The 24,619-nt window shown below is 68.0% G+C and carries 21 protein-coding genes; 14 read left to right on the forward strand and 7 right to left on the reverse strand.

What is annotated here, in order from left to right; all coding sequences use genetic code 11:
* The first annotated feature begins 131 nt into the window (after positions 1-131).
* Positions 132-1,250: an ABC transporter substrate-binding protein gene (locus AB3X43_RS04790; RefSeq protein ID WP_369428732.1), complete on the forward strand. Its 1,119-nt coding sequence runs from the start codon at positions 132-134 to the stop codon at positions 1,248-1,250.
* A gap of 46 nt (positions 1,251-1,296) precedes the next feature.
* The gene (mutL, locus tag AB3X43_RS04795; RefSeq protein WP_369428733.1) at positions 1,297-3,141 is read left to right on the forward strand and encodes a DNA mismatch repair endonuclease MutL; all 1,845 of its coding nucleotides are present in this window, start codon (positions 1,297-1,299) and stop codon (positions 3,139-3,141) included.
* A 16-nt stretch (positions 3,142-3,157) separates the two neighbouring features.
* Here mutL and AB3X43_RS04800 read toward each other — a convergent pair whose 3' ends face one another.
* The 5 genes from AB3X43_RS04800 to AB3X43_RS04820 form a co-directional block, all read right to left on the reverse strand.
* Entirely contained in the window at positions 3,158-5,722 is a 2,565-nt protein-coding gene (locus AB3X43_RS04800; protein WP_369428734.1) for a GspE/PulE family protein, read from the reverse strand.
* Between the two features lie 66 nt (positions 5,723-5,788).
* The gene (locus AB3X43_RS04805) at positions 5,789-7,345 is read right to left on the reverse strand and encodes a hypothetical protein (protein WP_369428735.1); all 1,557 of its coding nucleotides are present in this window, start codon (positions 7,343-7,345) and stop codon (positions 5,789-5,791) included.
* A 7-nt stretch (positions 7,346-7,352) separates the two neighbouring features.
* The gene (locus AB3X43_RS04810) at positions 7,353-8,609 is read right to left on the reverse strand and encodes an ATP-grasp domain-containing protein (protein ID WP_369428736.1); all 1,257 of its coding nucleotides are present in this window, start codon (positions 8,607-8,609) and stop codon (positions 7,353-7,355) included.
* Positions 8,606-10,129, reverse strand: coding sequence for a pyridoxal phosphate-dependent decarboxylase family protein (locus AB3X43_RS04815; RefSeq protein WP_369428737.1), 1,524 nt, complete (start codon positions 10,127-10,129; stop codon positions 8,606-8,608). Before AB3X43_RS04815 ends, AB3X43_RS04810 begins: the two co-directional genes overlap by 4 nt.
* A gap of 104 nt (positions 10,130-10,233) precedes the next feature.
* Entirely contained in the window at positions 10,234-11,382 is a 1,149-nt protein-coding gene (locus AB3X43_RS04820; protein ID WP_369428738.1) for an alanine racemase, read from the reverse strand.
* A 27-nt stretch (positions 11,383-11,409) separates the two neighbouring features.
* Between AB3X43_RS04820 and AB3X43_RS04825 the strand changes: the two genes are divergently transcribed.
* From AB3X43_RS04825 to AB3X43_RS04835, 3 genes are all read left to right on the forward strand, one after another.
* Positions 11,410-12,858 carry an 8-oxoguanine deaminase gene (locus tag AB3X43_RS04825; RefSeq protein WP_369428739.1) on the forward strand — a complete coding sequence of 483 codons (1,449 nt, stop codon included), beginning with the start codon at positions 11,410-11,412 and terminating at the stop codon, positions 12,856-12,858.
* Between the two features lie 182 nt (positions 12,859-13,040).
* Positions 13,041-13,334 (forward strand): hypothetical protein, encoded by a 294-nt coding sequence (locus tag AB3X43_RS04830; RefSeq protein WP_369428740.1) that lies wholly within the window; start codon positions 13,041-13,043, stop codon positions 13,332-13,334.
* Between the two features lie 188 nt (positions 13,335-13,522).
* Complete coding sequence (locus tag AB3X43_RS04835) at positions 13,523-14,206, forward strand: hypothetical protein (RefSeq protein ID WP_369428741.1); 684 nt, start codon at positions 13,523-13,525, stop codon at positions 14,204-14,206.
* A 532-nt stretch (positions 14,207-14,738) separates the two neighbouring features.
* Here AB3X43_RS04835 and AB3X43_RS04840 read toward each other — a convergent pair.
* Entirely contained in the window at positions 14,739-15,752 is a 1,014-nt protein-coding gene (locus AB3X43_RS04840; protein WP_369428742.1) for an IS110 family RNA-guided transposase, read from the reverse strand.
* Positions 15,753-16,164: 412 nt separating this feature from the next.
* On the opposite strand from AB3X43_RS04840, the gene AB3X43_RS04845 reads away from it, so the two are divergent.
* The gene (locus AB3X43_RS04845) at positions 16,165-16,641 is read left to right on the forward strand and encodes a hypothetical protein (protein WP_369428743.1); all 477 of its coding nucleotides are present in this window, start codon (positions 16,165-16,167) and stop codon (positions 16,639-16,641) included.
* Between the two features lie 34 nt (positions 16,642-16,675).
* Positions 16,676-17,104, forward strand: coding sequence for a GFA family protein (locus AB3X43_RS04850; RefSeq protein WP_369428744.1), 429 nt, complete (start codon positions 16,676-16,678; stop codon positions 17,102-17,104).
* 257 nt (positions 17,105-17,361) lie between these two features.
* On the opposite strand, the gene AB3X43_RS04855 is transcribed toward AB3X43_RS04850, so the two are convergent.
* Entirely contained in the window at positions 17,362-19,029 is a 1,668-nt protein-coding gene (locus AB3X43_RS04855) for a Na/Pi cotransporter family protein (RefSeq protein ID WP_369428745.1), read from the reverse strand.
* 84 nt (positions 19,030-19,113) lie between these two features.
* Between AB3X43_RS04855 and AB3X43_RS04860 the strand changes: the two genes are divergently transcribed.
* The 7 genes from AB3X43_RS04860 (at position 19,114) to AB3X43_RS04890 (ending at position 24,559) form a co-directional block, all read left to right on the forward strand.
* The gene (locus tag AB3X43_RS04860; RefSeq protein WP_369428746.1) at positions 19,114-19,875 is read left to right on the forward strand and encodes a GntR family transcriptional regulator; all 762 of its coding nucleotides are present in this window, start codon (positions 19,114-19,116) and stop codon (positions 19,873-19,875) included.
* A 104-nt stretch (positions 19,876-19,979) separates the two neighbouring features.
* Positions 19,980-21,029: an ABC transporter substrate-binding protein gene (locus AB3X43_RS04865; protein WP_473965063.1), complete on the forward strand. Its 1,050-nt coding sequence runs from the start codon at positions 19,980-19,982 to the stop codon at positions 21,027-21,029.
* A 16-nt stretch (positions 21,030-21,045) separates the two neighbouring features.
* Positions 21,046-21,867 carry an ABC transporter ATP-binding protein gene (locus AB3X43_RS04870; RefSeq protein WP_369428747.1) on the forward strand — a complete coding sequence of 274 codons (822 nt, stop codon included), beginning with the start codon at positions 21,046-21,048 and terminating at the stop codon, positions 21,865-21,867.
* Positions 21,864-22,631 (forward strand): ABC transporter permease, encoded by a 768-nt coding sequence (locus AB3X43_RS04875; protein WP_369428748.1) that lies wholly within the window; start codon positions 21,864-21,866, stop codon positions 22,629-22,631. The genes AB3X43_RS04870 and AB3X43_RS04875 overlap by 4 nt, the downstream gene beginning before the upstream one ends.
* A gap of 27 nt (positions 22,632-22,658) precedes the next feature.
* Complete coding sequence (locus AB3X43_RS04880) at positions 22,659-23,159, forward strand: nucleoside deaminase (protein WP_369428749.1); 501 nt, start codon at positions 22,659-22,661, stop codon at positions 23,157-23,159.
* Positions 23,160-23,426: 267 nt separating this feature from the next.
* Complete coding sequence (locus tag AB3X43_RS04885; protein WP_179632592.1) at positions 23,427-23,642, forward strand: cold-shock protein; 216 nt, start codon at positions 23,427-23,429, stop codon at positions 23,640-23,642.
* 86 nt (positions 23,643-23,728) lie between these two features.
* On the forward strand, positions 23,729-24,559 hold the full coding sequence (locus tag AB3X43_RS04890) for an urease accessory protein UreD (protein ID WP_369428750.1): 831 nt from the start codon (positions 23,729-23,731) through the stop codon (positions 24,557-24,559).
* The last annotated feature ends 60 nt before the right edge of the window (positions 24,560-24,619 follow it).

Raw genomic sequence — 24,619 nt, forward strand, 5'->3', positions numbered from 1 at the left:
ACGCCTGCCCGGTGCAGCGGATCCGGTGTCATGACAAGCGAAAATCCGGCAGGCACACTCGGCGCCATCCATTCCAGGGATTGACAACCAATCCCGCCTCCGTTTTTTCTTCCCACCCCTTTCCTGTATCCATGCAACGGAGAAGCTTCGTCCTGACGAGCGCCGGCGCTGCGCTGGCGTGGTCCGCCGGTTCGGTCCGGGCCGCGTCCGACCTCGTGCTCGGGCAGTCGGCGCCGCTCACGGGTCCGCTGTCGCCGCCGGTCCTGGCCTTCAACGCCGGGGCGCAGATGGCCTTCGACACGCTCAACGCCCGCGGCGGCGTCGCCGGCCGGCGCCTGCGCTGGATCACCGCCGACGACCAGGGCGACCCGGCGCTGGCCCGGGCCATCTGCGACAAGCTGATCACCGAACAGAACGCCACCGCCCTCTTCGGCTGCGCCGGCAGCATGAGCCTGGCCGCCATCGAACCCCTGCTGCGCCAGCACGGCGTACCGGCGCTGGGCGGACTCTGGGTGGCCGATTCGGTGCGGACGCAGTGCCAGGGGGCCGCCTACTTCGTGCGCGCCAGCCACGCACAGGAAGCCGCCGCGCTCGCGCTGCACCTGGCCACCGTCGGACTGCAGCGCATCGGCGTGGTGCACCTGGCCACGCCGTTCGGCGAAGAGGGGCTGAAGCTGATCGCCGATGCCCTCGCCGCGCAGGGCCTGACACTGGCCGGCACCGCCGCCGTCACCCCCGACGGCGCCACCGCGCAGGAAGCCGCCCGCAAGCTGCTGGCGCTGGCACCGCAGGCCATCGTGATGTTCATCCACGGCTCGCAGGCCGCCACCGTGATGGCCACCGCCGCCGACCTGCGCCGCCACCCGGCGTTCTACGGGCTGTCGATCGTCTCGGACGAAGACGCCATCCGCCGCATCGGTGCCCAGGCCCGCGGCCTGGCGATCTCGCAGGTCGTCCCCTACCCCTGGAGCGAGAGCGACCGGCAGATCGCCGACTACCGCAGCCAGGCGGCCTCCGCCAAGGTGCCCATCGGCTATGCGAGCCTGGAAGGCTGGCTCAACGCGCAGGTGCTCATCGAAGCACTGCAGCGCTGCCACGGCGACCTCGGCCGCGCCCGGCTGCATGCCACGCTGAATGTGCTGCAGTGGTACGTCGCGGGCATGCGCGTGAACTTCAGTCGCCAGGAGCTGAGCGGCTCGCGCTTCGTGGAGCTGGTGCAGCTGACCGAGGCAGGCCGCTACCTGCATTGAAGCCGGTGCGGCACGGTGCCCGGGCCGGGTTCCTACAATCCGCCCCATGTCGACCCTCCCTCCCCCGCGCCGCCCCATCCGTGAACTGCCCGACGAGCTGATCAGCCAGATCGCTGCGGGCGAGGTGGTGGAGCGCCCGGCCTCGGTCGTGCGCGAACTACTGGACAACGCGCTGGACGCCGGCGCCGCGCAGATCACCGTGCGGCTGAGCGCGGGCGGCGTGCGCGCCATCGTGGTCGAGGACGACGGCGCGGGCATCCCCGACGACGAGCTGCCGCTGGCACTGCGCCGCCACGCCACCAGCAAGATCGGCTCGCTCGGTGATCTGGAGCAGGTCGGCACGATGGGCTTTCGCGGCGAGGCGCTGGCCGCCATCGGCTCGGTGGCCGAGCTGTCGGTCACCAGCCGCACCGCCGACTGCGCACACGCCCGGCGCATCGACGCCCGCACCGGCGAGATGGTCCCGGCGGCCCGCGCCACCGGCACCACGGTCGAGGTGCGCGAGCTGTTCTTCTCCACCCCCGCCCGGCGCAAGTTCCTCAAGACCGACGCGACCGAGCTGGGCCACTGCCTCGAAGCCGTGCGGCGCCACGCGCTGGTGCGCCCGGAAGTCGGATTCTCCGTCTGGCACGAGGGCCGGCTGGTCGAGCAGCTCCGCCCCGCCTCGGCCGAGCAGCGCCTGCGCGACGTGCTGGGCGCGGACTTCATCGCCGCGAGCCGGCCGGTCGAGGTACAGGTCGGGCCGCTGGCGATCAGCGGCCGGGTCGGTCTGCCCGAGGCGGCGCGGGCGCGGGCCGATCTGCAGTACGCCTACGTCAACGGCCGCCACGTGCGCGACCGGCTGATCGGACACGGCGTGCGCTCGGCCTACGAGGACGTGCTGCACGGTGCGCGGCAACCGAGCTACGTGCTGCGCATCGACATCGCGCCGGACCGGGTCGACGTGAACGTGCACCCGACCAAGATCGAGGTGCGCTTCCGGGATTCCCGCGAGGTGCACCAGGCGGTGCGGCGGGCGGTGGAGCAGGCGCTGGCGCCGTCGCGCACGGCGGATGCACCAGGCAGCGCGCCCGGCGATCAGCCTGCCGAACCCGCGCGCGCCTCGCCGCAGACCTTCGACGCGCCGCCATCCCCGCTGCCCGCCTGGCGCCCCCCACCGCAGATCCAGGGCACGCTGGTGCTGCAGCACGCCGCCGCGCTGCACGCCCGGGAGATGCCGCCGGACTGGCCGCGCAGCCCGGGCGCCTCGCCGGAGGTGAACGCATCACCAGCGCCAGCACCCGCCGAGGAATGGCCACTCGGCCGCGCGCTGGCGCAGCTCGGCGGCCTCTATGTGCTGGCCGAGAACCGGCACGGGCTGGTGATCGTCGACATGCACGCCGCGCACGAACGCATCGTCTACGAACAGCTCAAGGCGCGGCTCGGTGACGGACAGGGCGACGGCGAGCGCACGATCGACAGCCAGCCTCTGCTGATCCCGGCCACCTTCTCCGCCACGCCGACCGAAGTCGCCGCGGCCGAATCCCACACCGCCACGCTCGCCCGCCTCGGGCTGGACGTGGCGCCCCTGTCTCCGGGCGTGCTGGCCGTGCGCGCCGTGCCCGCGGCGCTGCGGGACGCGGATGCCGTGGCGCTGGCGCGGTCGGTGCTAGGCGAATTGTCGGAGCACGAAGCCAGCGCGCTGGTGCAGCGCGCGCACGACGAGATCCTCGCCACCATGGCCTGCCACGGCGCCGTGCGCGCCAACCGCCGGCTCACACTGGAGGAGATGAACGCCCTGCTGCGCGACATGGAACGCACCGAGCGCGCCGACCTGTGCAACCACGGCCGCCCGACCTGGCGCCAGGTCACGATCCGGGAACTCGACACGCTGTTCCTGCGCGGGCGCTGAGCCCGTCCCCCGAACCTCAGAGGTCGGCGACCGAGCGCACCTCGTCCAGACTGGTCAGCCCGGCCAGCATCTTCTCCACCGCGTCCTGCCGCAGCGTGCGCATGCCGTCCACCAGCCCCTGGCGCTGGATGTTCCAGGCCGGTGCACCCGCGCGGATCAGCCGGCGCAGCTCCCGGTTGATCACCAGCAGCTCGTGCACCGCCACCCGGCCGCGGTAACCCGATTCGCGGCAACGCTCGCAACCCGCGCTCTGGTAGCGGCGCAGGCGGCCGTCGCGGCCGTAGCGCTCCAGCCAGCTCGCGCGCAGCTGTGCGCGTTCCGCTTCGGCGGCCTCCACCGCCGCGCCGTGAAAGTAGCCTTCGATCCACTCGTCGATTTCCGGCTCCTTGGCCGAGCGGCTCATGCGGCAGGCGCTGCACAGCCGGCGCAGCAGGCGCTGCGCGTGCACCCCGAGCAGCGCGTCGCCCAGGTTCCACGGCTCCACGCCCATGTCCAGCAGGCGCTGGACCGCCTCGGACGCCGTGCGCCCCACCATCGACGCCAGCACCAGCCGGCCCGACACGGCCGCTTCGGTCGCCAGCCGCGCGGTGGCGCTGTCGCGGATCGCGTCGATCAGGATGATGTCGGCGTCCGCGGACATCACCGCCTGCAAGGCCTGCTCGTGCGTGTGGCCGGTGCGCGGATTCACCTCGATCTGGCGCACACCGGGCAGACTCATCTCGATGCGCTCCTCGATGGAGACGATCTTGCGGTCCGGCTGGTTCACCAGCGCCAGCTCGGCGAACAGCGTCGTGGTGCGCCCGGAACGGGCCGGGCCGACCGTGAGCACCATGCCGGACGGGCGCTTGAGCAGGCCAGCGATGCGTTCCTGGTCCTGGGTCGTCAGTCCCAGGCCGTCGAACTTCAGTGTCTTCAACCGGGTCGGCAGTCCGAGCACCACGTCCTCGAAACCACCGTGTGTCGGCAGCGTCGTCACGCGCAGCTCGATCTTGTGCGCCTGCATCAGCCGGGAAAATGCCAGTCGCCCCTCCTGCGGCCTGCGCGTGTCCTGCACGTCCATCTCGGCCAGCGTCTTGATGCGCGGAATCAGGCTGTTGCGGTAGCTGCCAGGCAGCTCGCTGTGCGGCTCCATGCGGCCGTCGCGGCGCAGGCGCACCCAGAGCTTGTCCTCGCTCGGGTGGTTTTCGAGGTGGATGCTGCTGGCGCCACGGCCCATCGCGTCGGCCACCAGCGTGATCAGCAGCTGCACGACCGGGCCGCCCGAACGCTCGGCCTTGTCGCCCTTGGCAGATTTGCCGGCGCGTCGGCCGGTGGCCGACTCCGCCAGGTCCCCGGCATCGGAGGCGGCCTCCGGCGATGCCGGGCCACCGTCCAGATCCGGCATCGGCAGGCGCTCGTAGCCACGCTCGATCGCGGCCTTCAGATCGCCCGTGCCGGCCAGCGCAGGCGCGATCGTGCAGTGGGTCAGCGTCTGCAGCTGCTCCAGCACGGCCTGGCGTGTCACGTCCTGCATCGCCACCACCAGCCGCCCGGCGCGGTGCACCAGCGGCAGCACCTCCAGCGTGCGCGCCAGGTCCACCGGCAGCCGGGCCAGCGCCTCGATCTGCGGCTTGAAGGTGCTCAGGTTGACGACCGGATAGCCCAGCTTGCGCGCCAGCGCCACGCGCAGCTGCTGCTGCGTGACCCATTCGCGGCTCAGCAACACCTCACCCAGTGGCTGCATGCGCTCGGTGACCTGCTGGCCGAGCACGTCCCCCAGTTGTTCGTCGGTGACGTAGCCGAGGGCCACCAGCGCCTCGCCCAGCCGCACCATCGGCATGCGCGCCTGCTTGTCGAGCGCCGAGAGCAGCTGCTCGGGCGTGACGATCTGGCGCGCCACCAGCAGCTCGCCGAGCTTCTGGCCGCGGTTCTTCTTCTGGATCTGCACCGCCTGTTCGACCTGCTCCGGCGTGATCGCCGCCTCCTCCACCAGCAGCTGGCCCAGCCGCTCGCCGACCAGCACCCGGTCGTAGGCCGAGCGCGGCATGAACGACGTCTGGACCGTGCCGCGGTCGTCCAGCGGAGCGAACAGGAACAGGCCGACCTCGTTCTCGACATGGCCCACCGTGACGCCGCCGACCGAGCCGCCGCCGCTGAGGTGGACGGTGTAGGGCTGGGCAGCGTGGTGTTCGAGCACCCGCGCATGCTCTTCGGAAGCCGGCTCGGCCGGTGTGCCCGCGGGAGCGGCTTCGGGGGCTGCCACCGTCTGCCGGGCCAGCGGCACGGTCGTCGCCCGCAGCGTGATGCGCCGGATCTGGTCGAAGCGCATCGGCAGCGAGATGCGCTCGGGCGGCACCTGCACCCGTGCGATGCCGGCCACCACCTCCATCGCCACCAGCTCGCCGGTCATCAGGTTGCCGGTGCGCCCTTCGATCTCGCAGGCCAGCGGCCCGCATTGCGGCTCGGGCAGCGCGTAGGCGGCAAACGGTGGCGTCGGCCAGGCAAACGGCGTGTCACCGCCCTTGCGCGGACGCGCCGACAGCGGCAGCGGCGCTTCGGCCGGTGCGGCGGACTTCAGATGCGACTGGGACAGATCGGACATGGGCGGTTCCTGGAGGCAGGCAAGCAAGCCGTGCCGGCGCGCCACGCGCACCGGGACGGATGGATGCTAGAGAACCGCCGGAACCGGAAAAGAAGGAATAGACGCGCTTTGCCGGGGCGTCTCACCCATCCGCTGCACCAGCCAGCCGACCTTGTCCAGCGCCGCCATCGCCTGCGCGACGGCCTCGGCGCGCCCCTGCGGGGACCGGGCAGCGCAGACCACCGTGCGGGCGCTGGCGCACAGGCGCAGGGCGCTCACGGGCTGTCCGTCGCGCTGGCCGCAAGCGACAGGCTGACCAAGCTGGAACCGCATCGCGGCCAGCGGCGGATCCCCGACACCAGCGTCACCCTGCGCCAGCGCGCGGTGCAGGTCGACCATCTCGGCCAGGCTCAGCGGTGTGCGGCGACCATCGGCACCACGGTGGTAGACGAGGAAGGGAAAGATGGTCTGGTGCCGGTCCCAGCGACCGCCGGACCAGCGGCCACCCCGGGCCCCGTCGAGCGACGCCACCGGCAGCACGCCGAATGTCGCGTCCGAGCGCAGCCGCTCTCCGACCGCCCGGCCCCAGGTCTGCAGGAAACGGTCGACGAGCGGCTCCGGCACGGCACGGAAGCGCTGCAGCTCCACCAGCGCCGCCTGCCAGCGCAGCAGCAGGCCGGGGTTGGGTTCGTCGTCCAGCACCTCGGCCGCAGGCCAGTGGTCGGGCCAGAAACTGCGGGCGGTGTAGATGCGCAGCGCCTGCAGCGGGCGCCGGCGTGTGCGCCGGGCCAGGGCGGGCGGCAGCAGCAGCGCACCGCAGAAGGCCGGCCCGGTGACGAACTTGGACCCCGTGATCGCCACCATGAAATCCTGCGCCAGGTAGTCGGCCAGCGACGCGGGCGCCAGCCGGTACTGGCAGGCATCCACCAGCACTTCCAGCCGGTCCCCGTGGCGCTGGCGCAGTCGGGCCGCACAGGCCACCGAAGGCGCAAGCAGGCCGGTCTTGGACAGATCCGTCAGCACCAGCAGGCAACGTCGCCCGGCGCGCAGCACCTGCGCCACCGCGTCCGCGAAATCGGCATCGACCGTCTCCGCGCTGCGCGGCGTGCCGTCCGGATGGCGCAGCGCCACCGCCAGCGGCTCGCACGGGCTCTGCGCCGAGATCGGCTCGCCCCGCGACACCACCTGTCCCTGGCAGGTACCGGTCGCGAAGTGGCGGCCGGCCAGCGCGGCCGGCACCCCGCTGCCGGTTTCGGCGGCCTCGGCCATCACGGCCTGCACGGACACGCCAGGCGCGCATGCGGCCAGCTGGGTCGCAAAGAGGTGGAGATCGGTGCCCGAGGCGGCCAGCACCACGTCGGTGCCGGGCACGGCATCGGCGCCACTGAGCTGCAGCAAGGCGTGCCGCAGCCGGGCCGCTTCGGCGACATGGCCGGCGGGCCATTGGTTCAGCCGGGTGCACAGCGCGGTGGCGGCCTCGAAGGCGGCCTCGGAGATCACCGACGCCGTCGATGACCCGAGCGCGACCAGCCCGGGATCCGGGCGCGGCGGGCAGCCGTAGGCATTGGCTCCCGCGCCGCCCAGCGTGATGCGGGCATCGCCGCCCTCGGTGAGGGCCTGTGCGGCGAGGTTCAGCATGGCCATCCCCGGTTCAAGGCTGCGTCTGCCCAGCCGTTGCCGCGACACGGGCGAGCAGCGCGCGGAAGGCGACGCGCACCTTCTCCATCGCCGGCACCTTGTACGGGAACAGGTCCGGAGAATCCATCGAATGGATCGCCGCACCGGGATCGACCTCGAACACCAGCAGTTCGCCTTCCGGAGTTTCCGCGCAGTCGATGACGAGATAGTCCAGACCGATGCGCTCGGCGATGCCTTGCAGCGCGGCGCTGTGGCGCCGGGCGAAGCGGGTGTCGAACTCGGCCATGAAACGCGCTTCCTCGTCGCGCTTGGCGGCGGAATCGGTCATGCCCGCGTTCAGGTAATGCACCATCCAGTGCGACGACACACCCAGATGCCCCGCGTAGGGCACACCGTCCACCAGCACGACACGGAACTTGCGGAACTGTCCATCGGCGCTGGCGTAGTCGACGAAACGGGAAAGGTAGAAGTCCTCGCCGGGCATGGCCGACAGGTACTGCGACAGCTCGAACGGCGAAGCGACCTTCTCCAGTCCCTGACCGGCATGGGAGTCGACCGGCCGGACGATGAGCGGCCAGCGGCCATCTTGCAGCCAGGCCCCGGGTTCGGCTTCGCAGCGCATGAGCGTCTGCAGCGCCGCACGGTCGACACGGGCGGTGTCCGGCATGCACACGCCGGGCAGGCCACGCAAAGCGGCGCAGGCCTCGGTGCGCGACGTGCGCAGCGTGCCTTCGGGCCGGTTGACCGTGGGACTGCCCCAACCGGCACAAGCGGCACCCAGGTCCGCGAGCAATCCGCGCACGGCGTCGGACTCGGACACCGCGATCCACAGCACATCGTGCGGCGGCAGGTGCTGCGGCAGCGGCTCGCCCGGCTGCACGTAGAGCATCGACAGCGCCACGTCCGAACGCTCCGCCAGAAAGGCCAGCGGCGCGTTGGTCATCAGGTCACCCGGCGTCATGATCGCCAGCAGGTGCAGGGCGGGTGTCTCGTCGGCGGCAAGGTGGTAGAGCCGGCTGCAGGCGATGGCCTGGGCCTGGGTGGACAGACCCACTTCGCGCACGCCCTGCAGCATCAGGACCGTCGACAGGTCCATCAGCGCGTTGGCATCGTGCTCATCGTCCAGGGCGCGGGTGATCAGGGTCTGGGCCAGCGGCATCAGGTCCACGCAGCGGAAAGCCATCGTCATCAGGCGGGCAAGCCCGATCAGCGGCGGCGACTCCATGGTGGGCATCGTGCGGGGCTGGAATTCGATGCAGGGCATGTTCATGGTGCGTTCTCGCAAGGGAAGTCGATTCGGGGTTCGGCCATCGCCAGACGGCTGCGGCGTGCGCCGAGGGCGAGCACGGCGTCGAGCAGGAGATCCAGGTCGGCCGCCACGGTGCGGTGGTTGACCAGCGCGACACGGATGGCCGCGCGACCGCCGACCGTGGTGGTGGACGGCACGGCGAGGCCGGATTCGTGCAGATCGGCGACCAGCTCGGTGTTGAGGCGGTCGGTCTGCGCGGCGGTCAGGCCGCAGGCGGGGTCGGCGTAGCGGAAGCAGACGATGTTCAGCGCCACCGGGGCCAGCAGCTCCAGCGCCGGGTGGACTGCGACGCGGTCCTTCAGCCGCTGCGCGAGCCGGCAGGAATGGCCGATGGCGGCGCCGAGGCGCTCGGTGCCATGGGTGACCAGCGTGAACCAGACCTTGAGCGCGCGAAAGCCGCGCGACAGGTCCGGACCGAGGTCGCAGGGCCAGGGCGAGCCGGCCGCCAGCCCACGCGGATGGCGGGACAGGTAGGCCGCCGGCGAGGCAAAGGTGGCGAGCTGGTCCGCCTGGTCACGCACCAGGATGAAGCCGGCGTCGTAGGGCACCTGGCCCCACTTGTGGAAGTCGAGCGCGATCGAGTCGGCGCGTTCGATGCCGCGCAGCCGCGGCGCGATCTCCGGCGCGAGCATGCCGAGTGCGCCGAAGGCACCATCGACGTGGAACCACATCTGCTGGTGTCCGGCCAGCGTGGCGAGTGCGTCCAGATCGTCCACGGCACCCGTGTCCACCGTCCCGGCCGTGCCGACGACAAGGAACGGGCGCCGGCCGGCGGCGCGGTCGGCGGCGATCAGCCGCTCCAGCGCCACCAGATCCAGGCGGTGGTCGGCGTCGACCGGCACGCGGCGCAGCGCCTGCGTGCCCAGCCCGCTGATGGCGAAGGCCTGCGCGACACAGCCGTGCGCGCTGGCCGCGGCGTAGGCGACGAGGGGCCGGCCCAGCGACGGGTCGGCCACGCCGGTTTCGCGCGAGCCCATGCCGAGCGCCCGGGTGCGCGCCACGAGCACGCCGATCAGGTTGGCCATCGACGAGCCGGTGACCAGCAACCCGCCGGCGGTGGCAGGAAAGCCGAACAGGTCGCGCATCCAGCGCACGGTCTGGCGTTCGACCTCCAGCGGCATCTGGTCGCGCCCGCCGAGGTTGGCGTTCAGACCGGCGGCGAGCATCTCGGCCAGCATGCCCTCGACCGTGCCGCCGCCGTGGACCCAGCCCATGAAGCGCGGGTGCGTGTTGCCGACCGCGTAGGGCAGCACCTGGGTCATGAAGCGCCCGTGGGCCTCGGCCAGCGCGACGGGCGCGGCTGGCAGTGGCTCGTCGAACGCGGCGCGCACCTCAGCCGGGATCGGCTGCCAGACCGGCCGCTCGCGGATCTGCTCCAGATGGTCGAACAGATCGTCGAGCATGCGGTGGCCCTGCGCCCGCACGGCGGACCAGTCGGATGGGCTGGCGGGGTCCAGCGAAAAGGATTCAAGTTCTGGCATGGGGTGACGACACTCGGCGAACCCCGAGCGTAGGCGCCACCTTCCCGCCTGTCCGCGCAAACAGGCGGGCGATCAGGACGCTGTTCGATCCGCTGCCCAGGCCGCTACCAGCCCATGAACCGCGGCCAGCGCGCCCTCACCTGCCTGTCCGCACCGATGACTTCGTAGGCCGGGTGCTGGGCCGCCGTCGCGCAGACATGCTGCGGCAGGATGCGCAGCAGCGTGCCCACCGGCACGTCGAGCAGGCGGGCTGCGTCGCCGCTGCGGTGCGCGACCAGGCCGTGCTCCTGGTTCGCGGCGGCCACGATCCAGTCACCGCCACCGATCGGCTGTCCGTCGGCATCGCAGACCAGGCCGAGCCCGTGGTCCGCGAACTCGCCCGCCAGCCCGCGGTCGCGCGACAGGGCCATCCAGCCGGCGTCCACCAGCGTCCAGCCCCGGTCGCGCCGGTGGCCGATCACGCTGGTGAGCACCGAGACGGCGATCTCGTCCGTGGTGCAGACGCCCAGTGCCTCCATCATCAGGTCGTGGAAGACGAACACGCCCGGCCGCGCCTCGGTCACGCCGTCGAGCCGTTCGGCGAACAGCGCGGTCGGCGTGGCACCGACGCTGACCACCGGCGCGTCGAACCCCGCCGCCCGCAGGCGTCCGGCCGCGTGCACCGCCCCGGCACGCTCCTGCTCGGCCATCGCCCGCAGCGCCTCGGCGCCGTGGCAGTGGTACGACCCGCCACAGTGCGTCAGCACCCCACGCAGGCGCACACCCGGCCCGGCCAGCGCCGTGGCGATGTCGAGCAACTCGGGCGCCTCGGGCGGCAGGCCCGCGCGCTGGCCGTCGGTGTCGATCTCGATCAGCACGGCCACCGGCGTCGGCCAGTCCGCGGCGGCGGCGGCCAGTGCCCGCGCCGCGTCCACGCTGTCGAGGATCACCGTCAGCGCCACACCCCGGTCGAGCAACCGGCGCACGTGGGCGCACTTGTTCGGCGTCAGGCCCACGGCGTAGGTGATGTCGGTCCAGCCGTGGTCGGCGAACTGGTCGGCCTCGCGCAGGGTCGATACCGTGATCGGGCCAGGTGGCGCGCCCTCGCCGTCGGTGGCGCGGGCGACCTCGATGCACTTGGCGGTCTTCACATGCGGACGCAGCGTGACGCCGAGCGCCGCCATGCGTGCCCTCATGCGGGCGATGTTGGCGTGCAGGCGCGGCTCGTCCAGCAGCAGCGCGGGGGTTTCAAGGGCGGTCAGGGCGGTGTTCATGGCCCCATTGTGGACAACAATGAAGCCATGAACACCCCGCGCCCACCCCTCCTGCTGATCCACCAGGCCGACCTGATCGCCACCTTCGACGACACCCGCCGCGAACTGCGCGGCGCGAGCCTGCTCATCCGCGGCGAGCAGATTGCGGCGGTCTACACGGCGGGCGAAGTGCCGGCGCAGGTGCTCGACGAGGTGCGCGTCCACGGCGAGGTGATCGACGCCCGCGGCCACGTCGTCACGCCGGGGCTGGTGAACACGCACCACCACATGTACCAGAGCCTGACCCGCGCCATCCCCGCCGCGCAGAACGCCGAGCTGTTCGGCTGGCTCAGGACGCTCTACCCGATCTGGGCCGGGCTGACGCCGGAAATGGTGCAGGTCTCGACGCAGGTGGCGATGGCCGAGCTGCTGCTCTCAGGCTGCACGACCAGTTCCGACCACCTCTACATCTTCCCCAACGGCGTGACGCTGGACCACCAGATCGAGGCGGCGCAGCAGGTCGGCATGCGCTTCCACGCCGCGCGGGGCAGCATGAGCGTGGGCGAGTCGGCGGGCGGGTTGCCGCCGGACCACCTCGTCGAGCGCGAGGAGGCGATCCTGGCCGACACGCAGCGGCTGATCGAGACCTACAACGACAACGGCCGCTACAGCCGGCTGCGCGTGGTGGCGGCGCCGTGTTCGCCGTTCTCGGTCAGCCGGGAGCTGATGCGCGACTCGGCGGCGCTGGCCCGCAGCCTCGGCGCGCGGATGCACACCCACCTGGCCGAGAACGACCACGACCTCGCCTACAGCCAGTTCAAGTTCGGCATGACGCCCACGGAGTACGCCGAGAGCGTGGGCTGGCTGGGCGACGACGTGTGGCACGCGCACTGCGTCAAGCTCGACGCGCACGGCCTGGCCCGCTTCGCCGCGACCGGCACGGGGGTCGCGCACTGCCCGTGCAGCAACATGCGGCTGGCGTCGGGCATCGCGCCGATCCGGCGGATGCTGAACGCGGGCGTGCCGGTCGGCCTCGGCGTGGACGGCAGCGCGAGCAACGACGCGGCGCACCTGCTGAACGAGGCGCGTCAGGCGCTGCTGCTGGCGCGGGTCGGGCGGGCGATGCAGCCGCCGGAGATGGACGCGGGCGGCGTCCTGCGCTACGGCTGCGACCTCGGGCCGGCGGAGATGACGGCGCGGGATGCGCTGGAGATCGCCACGCGGGGCGGCGCGCAGGTGCTCGGCCGGGATGACATCGGGCACCTGTCGGTGGGGATGGCGGCCGATCTGGTGCTGTGGTCCACGGGCGGGCTGGCGATGGCCGGCGGCGCGGTGCATGACCCGCTGGCGGCGCTGCTGCTGTGCGCGAGTCCGTCGGTCGCGTGGAACATCGTCGGGGGGCGGGTGCTGGTGCGCGAGGGGGCGTTGACGACGCTGGATCTGGGGCCGCTGGTGGAGCGGCATGATCGGTTGGCGGTGGGGTTGGTGGCGGGGTGACGAGCGTAGACCCGAAATGACAGATTCGGTATGCTGGGTGGCCTTGCTGCGGCGTATCGGGTTACGCAGGCAATGCAGGGTTTCAGGCCATTCTTACGGAAGAGACGCCATGCAAGATCAAGAAAAAACTCAATCGCAGCGGGGACTTGCGATGCTTTGCCGGCGAGTTGATACGCAGCAGCATGGCTGTTACGACAGCAAGGCGTGACGTCGATATTAAGTTGGGCCTAAAGAAAAACATGCGCGAGCTACCAACATTGGGCGAGCTACTTGATCGGCTAAAACAGGCAGAGGACTACTACGGCGGCGCAATCCCACGCGATGCCGCGCTGGCATGGAGCGGCTACATTGGCGCGTTACTGGAGTGGGGGCTAATCTCTGTCCATGACCATCAAATTGCTGCAGAGCATCTACCTGAGATTGAAGGTGAGAATCCAATTATCAGAATATTCCTGGGGTACAACGCCAATGTGTAGGGAGCCTGGGCCCAACAGGGCATTCAAGCGGACGGCCCGTAGGTCTCGGCCCGGCTCTGCAAGTACGCACTCGGGCCGCCGCTTAATTCTGCGTTAGGCTTCAAATGGCAACCGGTTTGTGTCCGCTCTGCATAACGCTAGGCGAACTGCGCGAGTCGCACATCATTCCCAACGCATACTTCAGGGCAATGAAGCATCAGCGTGACGGCGGCCAACTGGTTTCGTTCAATAGCCTCCCACGCGACAAGGTAAGACTCTCGAACGAAAGCTGGTCGGAGGCGATGCTATGCGGACCTTGTGAGGGAATTCTGTCAAAACTCGAAACGCGATGCATCGCCTCACTCCGGAAGACTGCCAGAAAAATCGAGGAGCACGCGGAAGACGGAACGCTCCTTCACTTGTACGAGTTTGGCATTCTTTCTCGCTTCCTACTCTCAGTGCTATGGCGCGCGGCGGTTTCGAAGCAAGAGCCCTTTGCCCAAGTAACGCTGGCTCCAGAGGTGTATGAAGAGATTAGATCTGGTCTCCTGAATGTGCACGCGCCCGTCACGAAACTGGTTCATTGCCAGATTCAGAAGATTCGCGATGGATCAAGACGAATCTCACCCACAAAATACGAAGGCATCGTAATTGCCCCCATTGCTGCGTTTCGCGGCAACGCAGTGATCTTTACTTTTATATTTGCTGGCTATTTAGTAAAATACTTTATTCCATACGTACTTCCCAAATCACGTCGCCAACTCGGATTCCTGAAACCAAGCCACCAACTCTTTATGCCCACAGTGAAAATGAAAGATATACCTGAGCTTATGCAGGCACTGGCGGCGGGCTATGGAAAGGCACATACAGGAATGGTCACGTTTGAAGCCTAACCCCTCGCTCAAGCGGAGCGCCAACGGCAGGCCACCAGGCCCGGGCTGGTGGTACGCGGTACATTTTCACCAGCCCGGGCCTGGCGTCCTGCCGTCGTCGCCCGCTTAGCTCGAACTACAAGGGCTTCCCCATCCGTCAAGCAGCTTTTGAATAAAAGTCTCCCCAGCCAATCCTCCAGACTGACCGGCCATTGATGCATCCCTCCACGTTCACAACGCTGTCGCTGATCCATTCTTCGAGCACAGGTGCGGACTGGCCAAACTACAACCGGTCATTGACGCAGCGCTCGGGAAATATTGCATCCCCGGCTGCAGACCCTGATGAAAGACGCACGCGGGCGACCCCTTCGTTAGCCAAGTCTGCCGGACACTCATGCTCCACGAATGTTGCCCGGCAGGGACTTCTTGAGTTAATCGGTCACGGCCCGCGCAGGTCCAACCTTGCTCCTCATCAGCGACGGAGGTTCCCGCGGTGGTGAAAACGGTATTTCAACAACAACAGTTCAAACGACGATTCGAATCTGAATCAGCTTCAGCTCGGATACTGGAACTCCTCGCCCTTGCGCAGCACGGCCCAAGCCATGCGCGCATTCTTGGCCGCGATGGCCACGACGGTTTTCCAGTAACCGCGGCGCGTTTCGAGCGCCTTGGCCCAGACGCTGACCCGGTCGGCCTTGTCCTTGGCGGCGGCCAGCACGGCACGTGCGCCCATGATCAGCAGCGTTCGCAGGTAGGCGTCACCCGCCTTGGTGATGTGACCGAGCCGGGTCTTGCCGCCAGAACTGTATTGGCTGGGCACCAGTCCGAGCCAGGCGGCAAACTGACGGCCGGACTTGAATTCATGCCCGTTGCCGACCATGGCCAGCATCGCCGTGGCGGTGGTTTCGCCAATGCCGCTCAGGCGCATCAGCCGTCCGGTGGGATCGAGTCGGGCCATGTGGCGAATATGGGCGTCGTACTGGGCGATGCGCTCGTCCAGGTGTGTGACCTCGCTGAGCAGATCGCCAATGACGGTATTGGCCCAGCCGGGCAGATCTTCCAGATGCGAGCAAGCCTGCTGACGCACGCTGTTGGCCTTGAGCGGCATGACGATGCCGAGTTCACTCATCAGCCCGCGGATGCGGTTGAGCACGGCGGTGCGGCTCTCGACAAATCCCTGGCGTGCCCGGTGCACCATCAGCCGGGTTTGCTGGTCGATGCTCTTGACCGGCACGAAACGCATGTCGACCTTCTGCGCAGCGGCACAGATGGCGGCGGCATCGGCGGCGTCGTTCTTGCTGCGCCGGCCAGTCATGCGAAACGGGGTGACAAACTTCGGGGCGATGAGTTTGACGGTATGGCCGTGCTGGGCGAAAGTGCGCGCCCAATGGTGCGCGCCAGAGCACGATTCCATCGCCACGGTGCAAGGCGGCAGGGTCGCTACCACCTCGACCAGTTTGGCGCGCGCCACGGCCGGGCGCTTGAGTGCGACGCGGCCCGCCTCGTCGAGGCCGTGAAGGGCAAACACGTTCTTGGCCAGATCGATACCGAGCAGCGCGATGGTCATGGTCGTCTCCGCAGGAAAGAGTGGTCGATGAGCGTCAAAATCCGATCGTGGCACTCGGGTGCTGAGTGTTCAGCGCTGGTGCCAACTCCCCCTTGGGGGGAAGTCCCTTTCATTCGTTAGGCGTTGCATGCGGTCCCCATCAGCCCCACCCACTTTGATCAACGCCGCCATTGCGGCGCTTGCGTTCATAGTTGCATGCGCTTCGCACGAAGTTCTTGGTCACGGAGCTGCGTGTCTCGCCGAGGGAGGTCGGATTACGCTCCTCACGTCGGTCTACTTCCATTGCGAGAACGCTGGGGTGATAACGGACTTGGCAGGACCTCTTGTGAATCTGCTTTTTGGCTTGAGCGCCTATGTACTCTTGGAGAATCGCGCTTGGCCCTCAAACCTGCGTCTCCTACTTGTGCTTACCTTGGCATTCAACCTGTTCTGGCTTGCAGGTTGCATGCTCGTATCCGCAATTGCAAGCAAGAGCGACTTCGCATACGCCTTGCGCGTACTGGCGGTCAATCCGCCTTGGCTCGGGCGGGCAGTCCTAGGCACCCTTGGCTTGCTTGTCTATTGGTTCGGTATGCGCGCCACCTCCAAACATGCAGTTCAACGCACATCGCTTGCTTTCTCCTACGCTGTGGCGGGCGTCGTATCCTGCGGCGCAGCGCTGTTCTTTGTCGGTTCCGTCGCTCCTGCGGTTCACGAGGCTGCACTTGAGAGCTTCGGCTCTGCCATTGGACTTTTGCTGCTCGCTGGCGGGAAGTCACGCCGTTCGTCGCATAGTTCGCGTTCCGTTTCGTCAGCGAGCGGCTACGGTTGGTTGGGTGCAGGTGCGCTGGCAACGATTGCTTTCGTCCTTCTCTTGGGCAGGGGCTTAGTTGTCACGGGCAACGCCTAAGTCAAACTTTAATCGCAACCCGCTGGGAAAACATATGCCCACCCGCCTCGGAAAATGCCTCTGCGGCGCCGTCCGCTTCCGCCTCTCGGCCGATCCGGTCGCGACCCGCGTCTGCTGGTGCCGGGACTGCCAGCATCTGGCGGCAAACGGCACGGTCAACATCATGGTGCCGACCGCCGCCCTCGACATCGACGGCCCGACCAGCGAATACACCAGCACCGCCGACAGTGGCAACACGATGCGGCGCCGGTTCTGCCCGACCTGCGGCGCGTCGCTGTTCGCCAACTCGTCCGCCCGCCCGCAATTCACCGTCGTGCGCGTGGGTGCGCTGGACGATCCCTCGTCCGTCCAGCCGACGATGAACATCTGGACCAGCAGCGCGCCGACCTGGGCCTGTCTCGATCCGGCGCTGGAGCAGGTAGAGCGGCAACCCGTGGCGCCGCCGACCGTCAGCCCGAGCTGATCTGGTGTCATGTCAGGCGTTGATGGACGGTTGGCGCGACCCGAGCCCCCACCCCACCCCTCCCCCGCTGGGGGAGGGAGCAAGACCAGATCACCGCCGTCCGATCTCTTTCTCCTCCCCCCAGCGGGGGGAGGCAGGGAGGGGGGCCTCCGCAATCAGCAGCCATATCAACCCGCATCCCGCCCACCGCTTGTCAAGTCTTGAGGGCCCGTTCGTACAGCGCATCGTCCAGGGTCACCGTGATGCTCATGGGCGCCTCACCCCCGTATATCGTCCAGCCCACCCACCCGCGACGGCCGCAGCCGCGTCTGCGCCAGCGCCCCGGTCGGCTCCAGGATCGGGTACGCGATCGAGCAGATGTGCGAGTTGATGCGCTTCAGGTCGCTGATCAGATCCAGGTGCAGCGAACTCGTCTCGATGCTCTCGGCGGTGTTGTCCTTGAGCCGGCCGAGGTGGTTGGCCGCGTAGGCGTGTTCCAGCTCGCGGAAACGGGCCTTCTCCTCCAGCAGCTTCTGCGCGTCGCGCGGATGACCGTCGAGGAACACGCTCATGCCGAGCCGCAGGTTGGCCATCAGCCGCTCGTGCAGGTGGATGATCTCGGCCATGCCCGCGTCCGAGAAGCGGCGCTGCTTGCGGATCTTCTTGTCCTCGATGTCCTGCAGCACGCGCTCGATGATGTCGCCGATCTGCTCCATGTTGATCGTGAACGAGACGATCTCGGTCCAGCGCTGGCTCTCGCGCTCGGACAGCGGCTGGCGGGAAATGCGCGTCAGGTACAGCTTGATGGCGGTGTAGAGCGCATCCACCACGTCGTCCATCTGGCGCAGGCGCTCGGCCTGGTCGAGGTCGTTGTCGCGCAGGACCGGCTGGATGCCGCTGAGCATGGTCTCGACCGCGTCCGCCTGGCGCAGCGCCTCGCGCGCAGCGCAGCTCAGCGCGAGGGACGGCGAGGCCAGCACCAGCGGGTCGAGGTGGCGCGGCGTGCGGTCGTCGGTGGGCGGGAGCGTGACCATCCAGCGCTCCAGCCGGCGGGCGAGCGGTCCCGTCAGCGGCACGAACAGCAGCGCCTGCGCCGCGTTGAACGCCAGGTTGAAGACGACGACCTGCAGCAGCACCTCCGGCACCCACTGCTGCAGCCAGACATGGAACAACCCCATGAACGGCGCCACCGCCGCGCAGGCCAGACAGCGCAGGACGAGCGAGCCCATCGGCAGGCGGCGCGTCGACACATCGGAGCCCGACACCGAGAGCACCGCCACCAGCGCCCGTCCCAGATTGGCGCCCAGCACCAGCCCGAGCGCGGTCGCCACCGGCACCATGCCCTCCTGCGCCAGCGTGCCGACCAGCAGCACGACCGCCAGACTCGAATACGAGCCGATCGCCAGCACGGCGCCGACGATCAGCTCCAGCGTCAGCTCGTTGGGCAGGCTCACCAGCAGCGTGCTGACCAGCGGGGCCTCGACCAGCGGCCGCGTGCTGTCGACGATGAGCCGCAGCGCCAGTGTGACGAGCCCCAGGCCGATGGCGATCTGGCCGAGGCGGCCGGCGGTGGTCTTCTCGCGCGACAGGTGCAGCACGACGCCGCAGAAGATCAACGCCGGCGACAGCCACGACAGGTCGAACGAATACACCAGCGCCATCAGGCTGGTGCCGACATCGGCACCCAGCATCACGACCAGCGCCGGCGCCGTCGCCACCAGCCCCTGGCCGACGAAGGACGACACGATCAGCGCAGTGGCCGTGCTGGACTGCACCACGCAGGTCACCGCCAGCCCAGCCGCCATGGCCCCTGGCCAGGCCGCCATGCTGACGGCCAGTATCCGGCGCAGGCTCTCTCCGAACAGGCGCAGCACCCCGGTGCGGACGATCTGCGTCGCCCAGATCAGCAGGGCGATGGCGGCGAACAGGTTGAGCAGGTGGAGCATGGAGGACCTGATTGCACACGCACTCAGCACGTGTATACACTGAGATGAACACCTCAGAATACAACGGACATCGCCCGATCGCCCATGCGCCACAACCCGTCCCGGACACCGAATGCCCTGCAGCCAGACCATGGACTGCCCACGATCGAAGCCGCTCCGGCATCCACCGACGAGCATGTCACCAGCACGACGCAGCGCATCGTCGATGCGATCACGTCCGCCATCGTCGAGCGGCGTCTGATGCCGGGCACCAAGCTCGCCGAGCAGCCGATCGCCGACATCTTCAAGGTGTCGCGCACCCTCGTGCGGCAGGCACTGATGCAGCTCAGCCGCGACCGGCTCATCACGCTGGAGCCAGCGCGCGGTGCCTTCGTGGCCCAACCGAGTGTCGAAGAAGCGCGGCAGGTCTTCGCGGTGCGTCAGATGCTGGAAACCGCGCTCATCCACCAGCTCGCTGCCAGCATCACGCCAGCCCAGATCGACGAGCTGCGCGCCCACCTCGTCGCCGAGCGCGAAGCCGTGCTGCGCACCGATGTGCCGGGGCGCACCCGGCTGCTGGCCGACTTCCATGTGGTACTCGCCCGGCAGCTCGGCAACGAGGTGCTGGCGCAGTTGCTGGCCGACCTGCTGTCGCGCTCGTCGCTGATTTCGCTGATGTACCAGTCCTCGCACTCGGCCGAACACTCGCAGGACGAGCACGTCGCCATCGTCGAGGCCCTTGCACGCCACGACGCGGACGCCGCCGTCACGCTCATGGCCCACCACATCGGCAGTGTCGAGCGCAACCTGAGCCTGAATCCGCGCATCCACGACCTGGCCAGCGCCCTGGCACCGGCCCTGGGCTGAGCGACGTTCAGGTCGAGGGTTCGACCCGATCGCAGAAGCAGAAACTGGCACGCAAACTGCTTCCCCGAATTGTCCACCAAACTGTATACGATCCGGAGCACACCATGCCGACCCCCTCGCTGATCCGCCGCACCATGCTGGTGCTCGCATGCACTTCCCTGCTGGGCACGCTGTCGCTGGCCGTGCAGGCCCAGGAAACGCCGATCAAGTTCCAGCTCGACTGGCGCTTCGAAGGCCCGGCTGCGCTGTTCCAGGTCCCCGCCACGAAGGGTTTCTTCAAGGACGAGAAGCTCAACGTCACCATCGACGCCGGCAACGGCTCGGGCGGCACGGTCACCCGCGTGGCCTCCGGCACCTACGACATGGGCTTCGCGGATCTGGCGGCACTGATGGAATTCCATGCCAACAACCCGACCGCACCGAACAAGCCGGTCGCGGTGATGATGGTCTACAACAACACGCCGGCCGCCGTGCTCGCGCTGAAGAAGAGTGGCATCAAGACCCCGGCAGACCTGAACGGCAAGAAGCTCGGCGCCCCGGTGTTCGACGCCGGCCGCAAGGCGTGGCCGATCTTCGCCAAGGCCAACGGCATCGGCAACGTGGCCTGGACCGCGATGGACCCGCCGCTGCGCGAGACGATGCTGGTGCGCGGCGACATCGACGCGATCACCGGGTTCTCGTTCACCTCGCTGCTGAACCTGGAGGCGCGTGGCGTGAAGGTCGAGGACGTGGTGGTGCTGCCGTATCCGCAGTTCGGCGTGAAGCTCTACGGCAACGCGATCATCGCCAGCGAGGAGTTCGTCAAGAAGAACCCGGAAGCGATCAAGGCCTTCCTGCGCGCCTTCACCAAGGGCGTGAAGGACGTGATCGCCGACCCGAAAGGCGGCGTCGAGACGGTCAAGGCCCGCGACGGCATCATCAACAGCGAGCTGGAGCTGCGCCGCCTGAAGCTGGCGCTCGACGCCACGGTGCTGACTGCGGACGCCAAGGCCGAGACCTTCGGCGACGTGAAGGGTCCGCGCCTGTCGCTGATGGCCAGCCAAGTCTCGGATGCCTTCGGCACCAAGGAGCGTGTCAAGGCCGACGCGGTCTGGAACGGCAGCTTCCTGCCGGCTGCCGCCGACCGCAACATCTTCGCCGCGGCGAAGAAGTAAGCCGAGGTCGTCGCGCATGACCGCCTTCGTCGATTTCCAGGATGTCTGGCTCGCCTACAACGACGAACTGCTCGCCAAGGGGCAGTTCGCGGTGGAGAACATCAATCTGCAGGTGGGCGAAGGCGAATTCATTGCCATCGTCGGGCCGTCGGGCTGCGGCAAGTCCACCTTCATGAAGCTGGCCACCGGCCTGAAGCGCCCGAGCAAGGGGCGCGTGGTGATCGACGGTCAGCCGGTGACCGGGCCGCTGAAGATCACCGGCATGGCCTTCCAGGCGCCGAGCCTGCTGCCTTGGCGCACGACCGTGGAGAACGTGCTGCTGCCGCTGGAGATCGTCGAGCCCTACCGCTCGTCGTTCAAGCAGAAGAAGGCCGAGTACACCGAGAAGGCACGCAAGCTGCTGCAGAGCGTGGGCCTCGGCGGCTACGAGGACAAGTTCCCGTGGCAGCTCTCGGGCGGCATGCAGCAGCGGGCATCGATCTGTCGCGCGCTGGTGCACGAGCCGAAGCTGCTGCTGCTGGACGAGCCCTTCGGGGCGCTGGACGCCTTCACGCGCGAGGAACTGTGGTGCGCGCTGCGCGATTTGCAGGCGGCACAGAAGTTCAATGTCATCCTCGTCACGCACGACCTGCGCGAGAGTGTCTTCCTGGCCGACACGGTCTATGTGATGAGCAAGAGTCCCGGGCGCTTCGTGGTCAAGCGGGAGATCGACCTGCCGCGTCCACGCGACCTGGAGATCACCTACACCCCCGAATTCACCACCATCGTGCATGAACTGCGCGGCCACATCGGTGCGATGCGCAAGCCCGCAGCCACGTCCACGGAGATCGCGCAATGAACGTCAAGACAATGGAGCGCTGGTCGCCGTGGATCCTGCTGGTGGTCGTGCTGGTGCTGTGGCAGGTGGTGTGCTCGGCGTTCAGCGTGTCGGAGTTCATCTTCCCGAGTCCGGCCGCGATCTTCGGTGCACTGAAGGAGCACAGCGCGACGATCGCCGGGCACGCCTGGCGCACCTTCTGGGTGACGATGGCGGGCTTCGGGCTGTCGATCGTGGTGGGCGTGTTGCTGGGCTTCCTGATCGGCAGTTCGCGCATGGCCTATACCGCGGTGTACCCGCTGATGACCGCGTTCAATGCACTGCCCAAGGCAGCGTTCGTGCCGATCCTGGTGGTCTGGTTCGGCATCGGTGCCGGCCCGGCGATCCTGACTGCTTTCCTGATCAGCTTCTTCCCGATCATGGTGAACATCGCCACCGGGCTGGCGACGCTGGAGCCGGAGCTGGAGGACGTGCTGCGCGTGCTCGGCGCCAGGCGCTGGGATGTGCTGACCAAGGTCGGGTTGCCACGCTCGCTGCCCTACTTCTACGGCTCGCTGAAAGTGGCCATCACGCTGGCTTTCGTCGGCACGACAGTATCGGAGATGACTGCCGCCAACGAAGGCATCGGCTACTTGCTGATCTCGGCGGGCAGCTCGATGCAGATGGGACTGGCTTTTGCCGGGCTGGTCGTGGTGGGTGCGATGGCCATGGTGATGTACGAGTTTTTCTCCGTGGTGGAAAAACGCACCACGGGCTGGGCTCATCGCGGATCCAACGCGCATTGAGGCCATGGACGGCGCATCATGGCGGGCATGCATACCTTCACCCGCCCCGACCCCACCGTCGCGCAGATGCTGGTTCATCTGCGCCAGGCTGCCGAGATCGCCCGCGCCGCGATGACGCAAGGCCACCATCCCTTCGGCGCACTGCTGGTGGCACCGGACCATGAAACGGTGCTGCTGATCCAGGGCAATGTGGACAGCGTCAATCACGCCGAGGCGGTGATCGCCCGCCAGGCAGCGGCCAAGTTCGACGCAGACCTGCTGTGGGACTGCACGCTCTACACCACGGTCGAACCGTGCTGCATGTGCGCGGGCACGCAATACTGGGCAGGCATCGGCCGGCTGGTCTACGGCATGAGCGAGGCGCAGCTGCGTTCGATGACCAAGTGCCACCCAGAGAATCCGACACTGGACCTCCCTTGCCGGGAGGTCTTTTCGCGGGGGCAGAAACCGATCCGCGTCTGGGGACCGATCGCCGAGATCGAAGAGGAACTCGCCGAGGTGCACGAACGCTTCTGGCAGACACGGTGACCAGCCCTTTGCCAGGGGTTTGAAAAAATTCAAGCAAGAACTGGGGACAGCGACTACACTGCGCCCACAGACATGCACAAGACCGTTTCTTGAAGGTCTTGCTCCTCTTCCGCTTCGCCACCGATGCAGTATCGGCGGAGCCGGCCCAGGTCATCAAATCCCCGGTTTGACGTTTCTTGAGTGTTTCTGTCCCAGCGGCTGCCATGAGCATCATGGCATTCGAGGGGTGTTCTCAATTTTTTCACCACTCAACAAGGAACATCATCCATGAGTACGACCCAAACTGGCACCGTGAAATGGTTCGACGACGGCAAGGGCTTCGGCTTCATCACGCCGGCCGACGGCAGCAAGGACCTGTTCGCGCACCATAGCGAAATCAAGAACAACGGCGGCTTCCGCTCGCTGGCTGAAAACCAGAAGGTTGAATTCGAAGTCAAGCAAGGCCCCAAGGGTCTGCAAGCTTCGAACATCCGCGCGCTGTAATCAGCCGCAGGCCTGCGGGCCGACAGAAAAACCGCCGCCTTCGTGGCGGTTTTTTTTCGTGCTTGCCACCACATCCACGTTGCACCATGAGCTGGCTCGGACACCTCGATCTTCAATATTCGCTGGACGGTCGTCGGACGGTCGCACTGGATCGGCACCACGGCCCGTTGCGGGTGCTGCAGCGCCTCTACCCAGAGGGCGAAGCCATCTGTCACCATGTGCTGGTGCATCCACCAGGGGGGATCGTCGGCGGCGACGTGCTGGAAATCAATGCGGAACTCGCGTCCGGCACCCACGCCCTCATCACCACCCCAGGTGCGACGCGCTACTACCGCAGCGCTGGACAGCCAGCTGTGCAACAGGTGCAGGCACGACTCGAAGCAGATGCCCGACTGGAATGGCTGCCGATGGAGACCATCGCCTACCGGCAGTGCCTTGCAGAAAATCGCCTCCGGTTCGACTTGGCACCCGGCGCCGAGATGATCGGATGGGACCTGCTGGCCCTCGGCCTGCCTGCGGCGAACGACCACTGGGACCGCGGGCGCTATACCCAGCGGCTGGAGTTGCCAGACGTGTGGCTCGAACAGGCCGTGATTGACGCAGAGGACCAGCGCCTGCTGGACAGCCCCGTGGGCTGGGCCGGCCACAAGGTGCTGGGGACGATGTGGTTTACCGCCGGCACTGCACTGCCAAACCAGCAACGCACCGAACTGCTCGACCGCGCCCGGGCCACCATCGGTGCCTCCACGCTGGCAGGTCTGGCCGGCGCCACGGCCCCACATGCACGGACCGTCGTGCTGCGCGTGCTGGCGGACCGGGTGGAGCCAGCCATGCAACTCCTGGTCGCCATCCGCAATGCCTGGCGGGCCACGGCGTGGCAACTCGAACCGCAGACCCCACGCATCTGGCGCACCTGACGCGACTGGGCACACGCTGCAAACCGAATTGGAATGCACAGCCTAAATCGGTGATTTCCG

It is taken from the genome of Sphaerotilus sp. (assembly GCF_041083715.1).
In the GTDB taxonomy this organism is placed as follows: domain Bacteria; phylum Pseudomonadota; class Gammaproteobacteria; order Burkholderiales; family Burkholderiaceae_C; genus Sphaerotilus.

What these genes read in the sequence shown, in the direction of transcription:
- AB3X43_RS04825 (WP_369428739.1), top strand. Translation starts at nt 11,410, where the DNA reads ATGAACACCCCGCGCCCACCCCTCCTGCTGATCCACCAGGCCGACCTG.
- AB3X43_RS04810 (WP_369428736.1), bottom strand. Translation starts at nt 8,609, where the DNA reads ATGAACATGCCCTGCATCGAATTCCAGCCCCGCACGATGCCCACCATG.
- AB3X43_RS04875 (WP_369428748.1), top strand. Translation starts at nt 21,864, where the DNA reads ATGAACGTCAAGACAATGGAGCGCTGGTCGCCGTGGATCCTGCTGGTG.
- AB3X43_RS04790 (WP_369428732.1), top strand. Translation starts at nt 132, where the DNA reads ATGCAACGGAGAAGCTTCGTCCTGACGAGCGCCGGCGCTGCGCTGGCG.
- AB3X43_RS04800 (WP_369428734.1), bottom strand. Translation starts at nt 5,722, where the DNA reads ATGTCCGATCTGTCCCAGTCGCATCTGAAGTCCGCCGCACCGGCCGAA.
- AB3X43_RS04835 (WP_369428741.1), top strand. Translation starts at nt 13,523, where the DNA reads ATGAAGCATCAGCGTGACGGCGGCCAACTGGTTTCGTTCAATAGCCTC.
- AB3X43_RS04830 (WP_369428740.1), top strand. Translation starts at nt 13,041, where the DNA reads ATGGCTGTTACGACAGCAAGGCGTGACGTCGATATTAAGTTGGGCCTA.
- AB3X43_RS04890 (WP_369428750.1), top strand. Translation starts at nt 23,729, where the DNA reads ATGAGCTGGCTCGGACACCTCGATCTTCAATATTCGCTGGACGGTCGT.
- AB3X43_RS04815 (WP_369428737.1), bottom strand. Translation starts at nt 10,129, where the DNA reads ATGCCAGAACTTGAATCCTTTTCGCTGGACCCCGCCAGCCCATCCGAC.
- AB3X43_RS04860 (WP_369428746.1), top strand. Translation starts at nt 19,114, where the DNA reads ATGCGCCACAACCCGTCCCGGACACCGAATGCCCTGCAGCCAGACCAT.
- AB3X43_RS04850 (WP_369428744.1), top strand. Translation starts at nt 16,676, where the DNA reads ATGCCCACCCGCCTCGGAAAATGCCTCTGCGGCGCCGTCCGCTTCCGC.
- AB3X43_RS04870 (WP_369428747.1), top strand. Translation starts at nt 21,046, where the DNA reads ATGACCGCCTTCGTCGATTTCCAGGATGTCTGGCTCGCCTACAACGAC.
- mutL (WP_369428733.1), top strand. Translation starts at nt 1,297, where the DNA reads ATGTCGACCCTCCCTCCCCCGCGCCGCCCCATCCGTGAACTGCCCGAC.
- AB3X43_RS04840 (WP_369428742.1), bottom strand. Translation starts at nt 15,752, where the DNA reads ATGACCATCGCGCTGCTCGGTATCGATCTGGCCAAGAACGTGTTTGCC.
- AB3X43_RS04855 (WP_369428745.1), bottom strand. Translation starts at nt 19,029, where the DNA reads ATGCTCCACCTGCTCAACCTGTTCGCCGCCATCGCCCTGCTGATCTGG.
- AB3X43_RS04885 (WP_179632592.1), top strand. Translation starts at nt 23,427, where the DNA reads ATGAGTACGACCCAAACTGGCACCGTGAAATGGTTCGACGACGGCAAG.
- AB3X43_RS04865 (WP_473965063.1), top strand. Translation starts at nt 19,980, where the DNA reads ATGCCGACCCCCTCGCTGATCCGCCGCACCATGCTGGTGCTCGCATGC.
- AB3X43_RS04820 (WP_369428738.1), bottom strand. Translation starts at nt 11,382, where the DNA reads ATGAACACCGCCCTGACCGCCCTTGAAACCCCCGCGCTGCTGCTGGAC.
- AB3X43_RS04805 (WP_369428735.1), bottom strand. Translation starts at nt 7,345, where the DNA reads ATGGCCATGCTGAACCTCGCCGCACAGGCCCTCACCGAGGGCGGCGAT.
- AB3X43_RS04880 (WP_369428749.1), top strand. Translation starts at nt 22,659, where the DNA reads ATGCATACCTTCACCCGCCCCGACCCCACCGTCGCGCAGATGCTGGTT.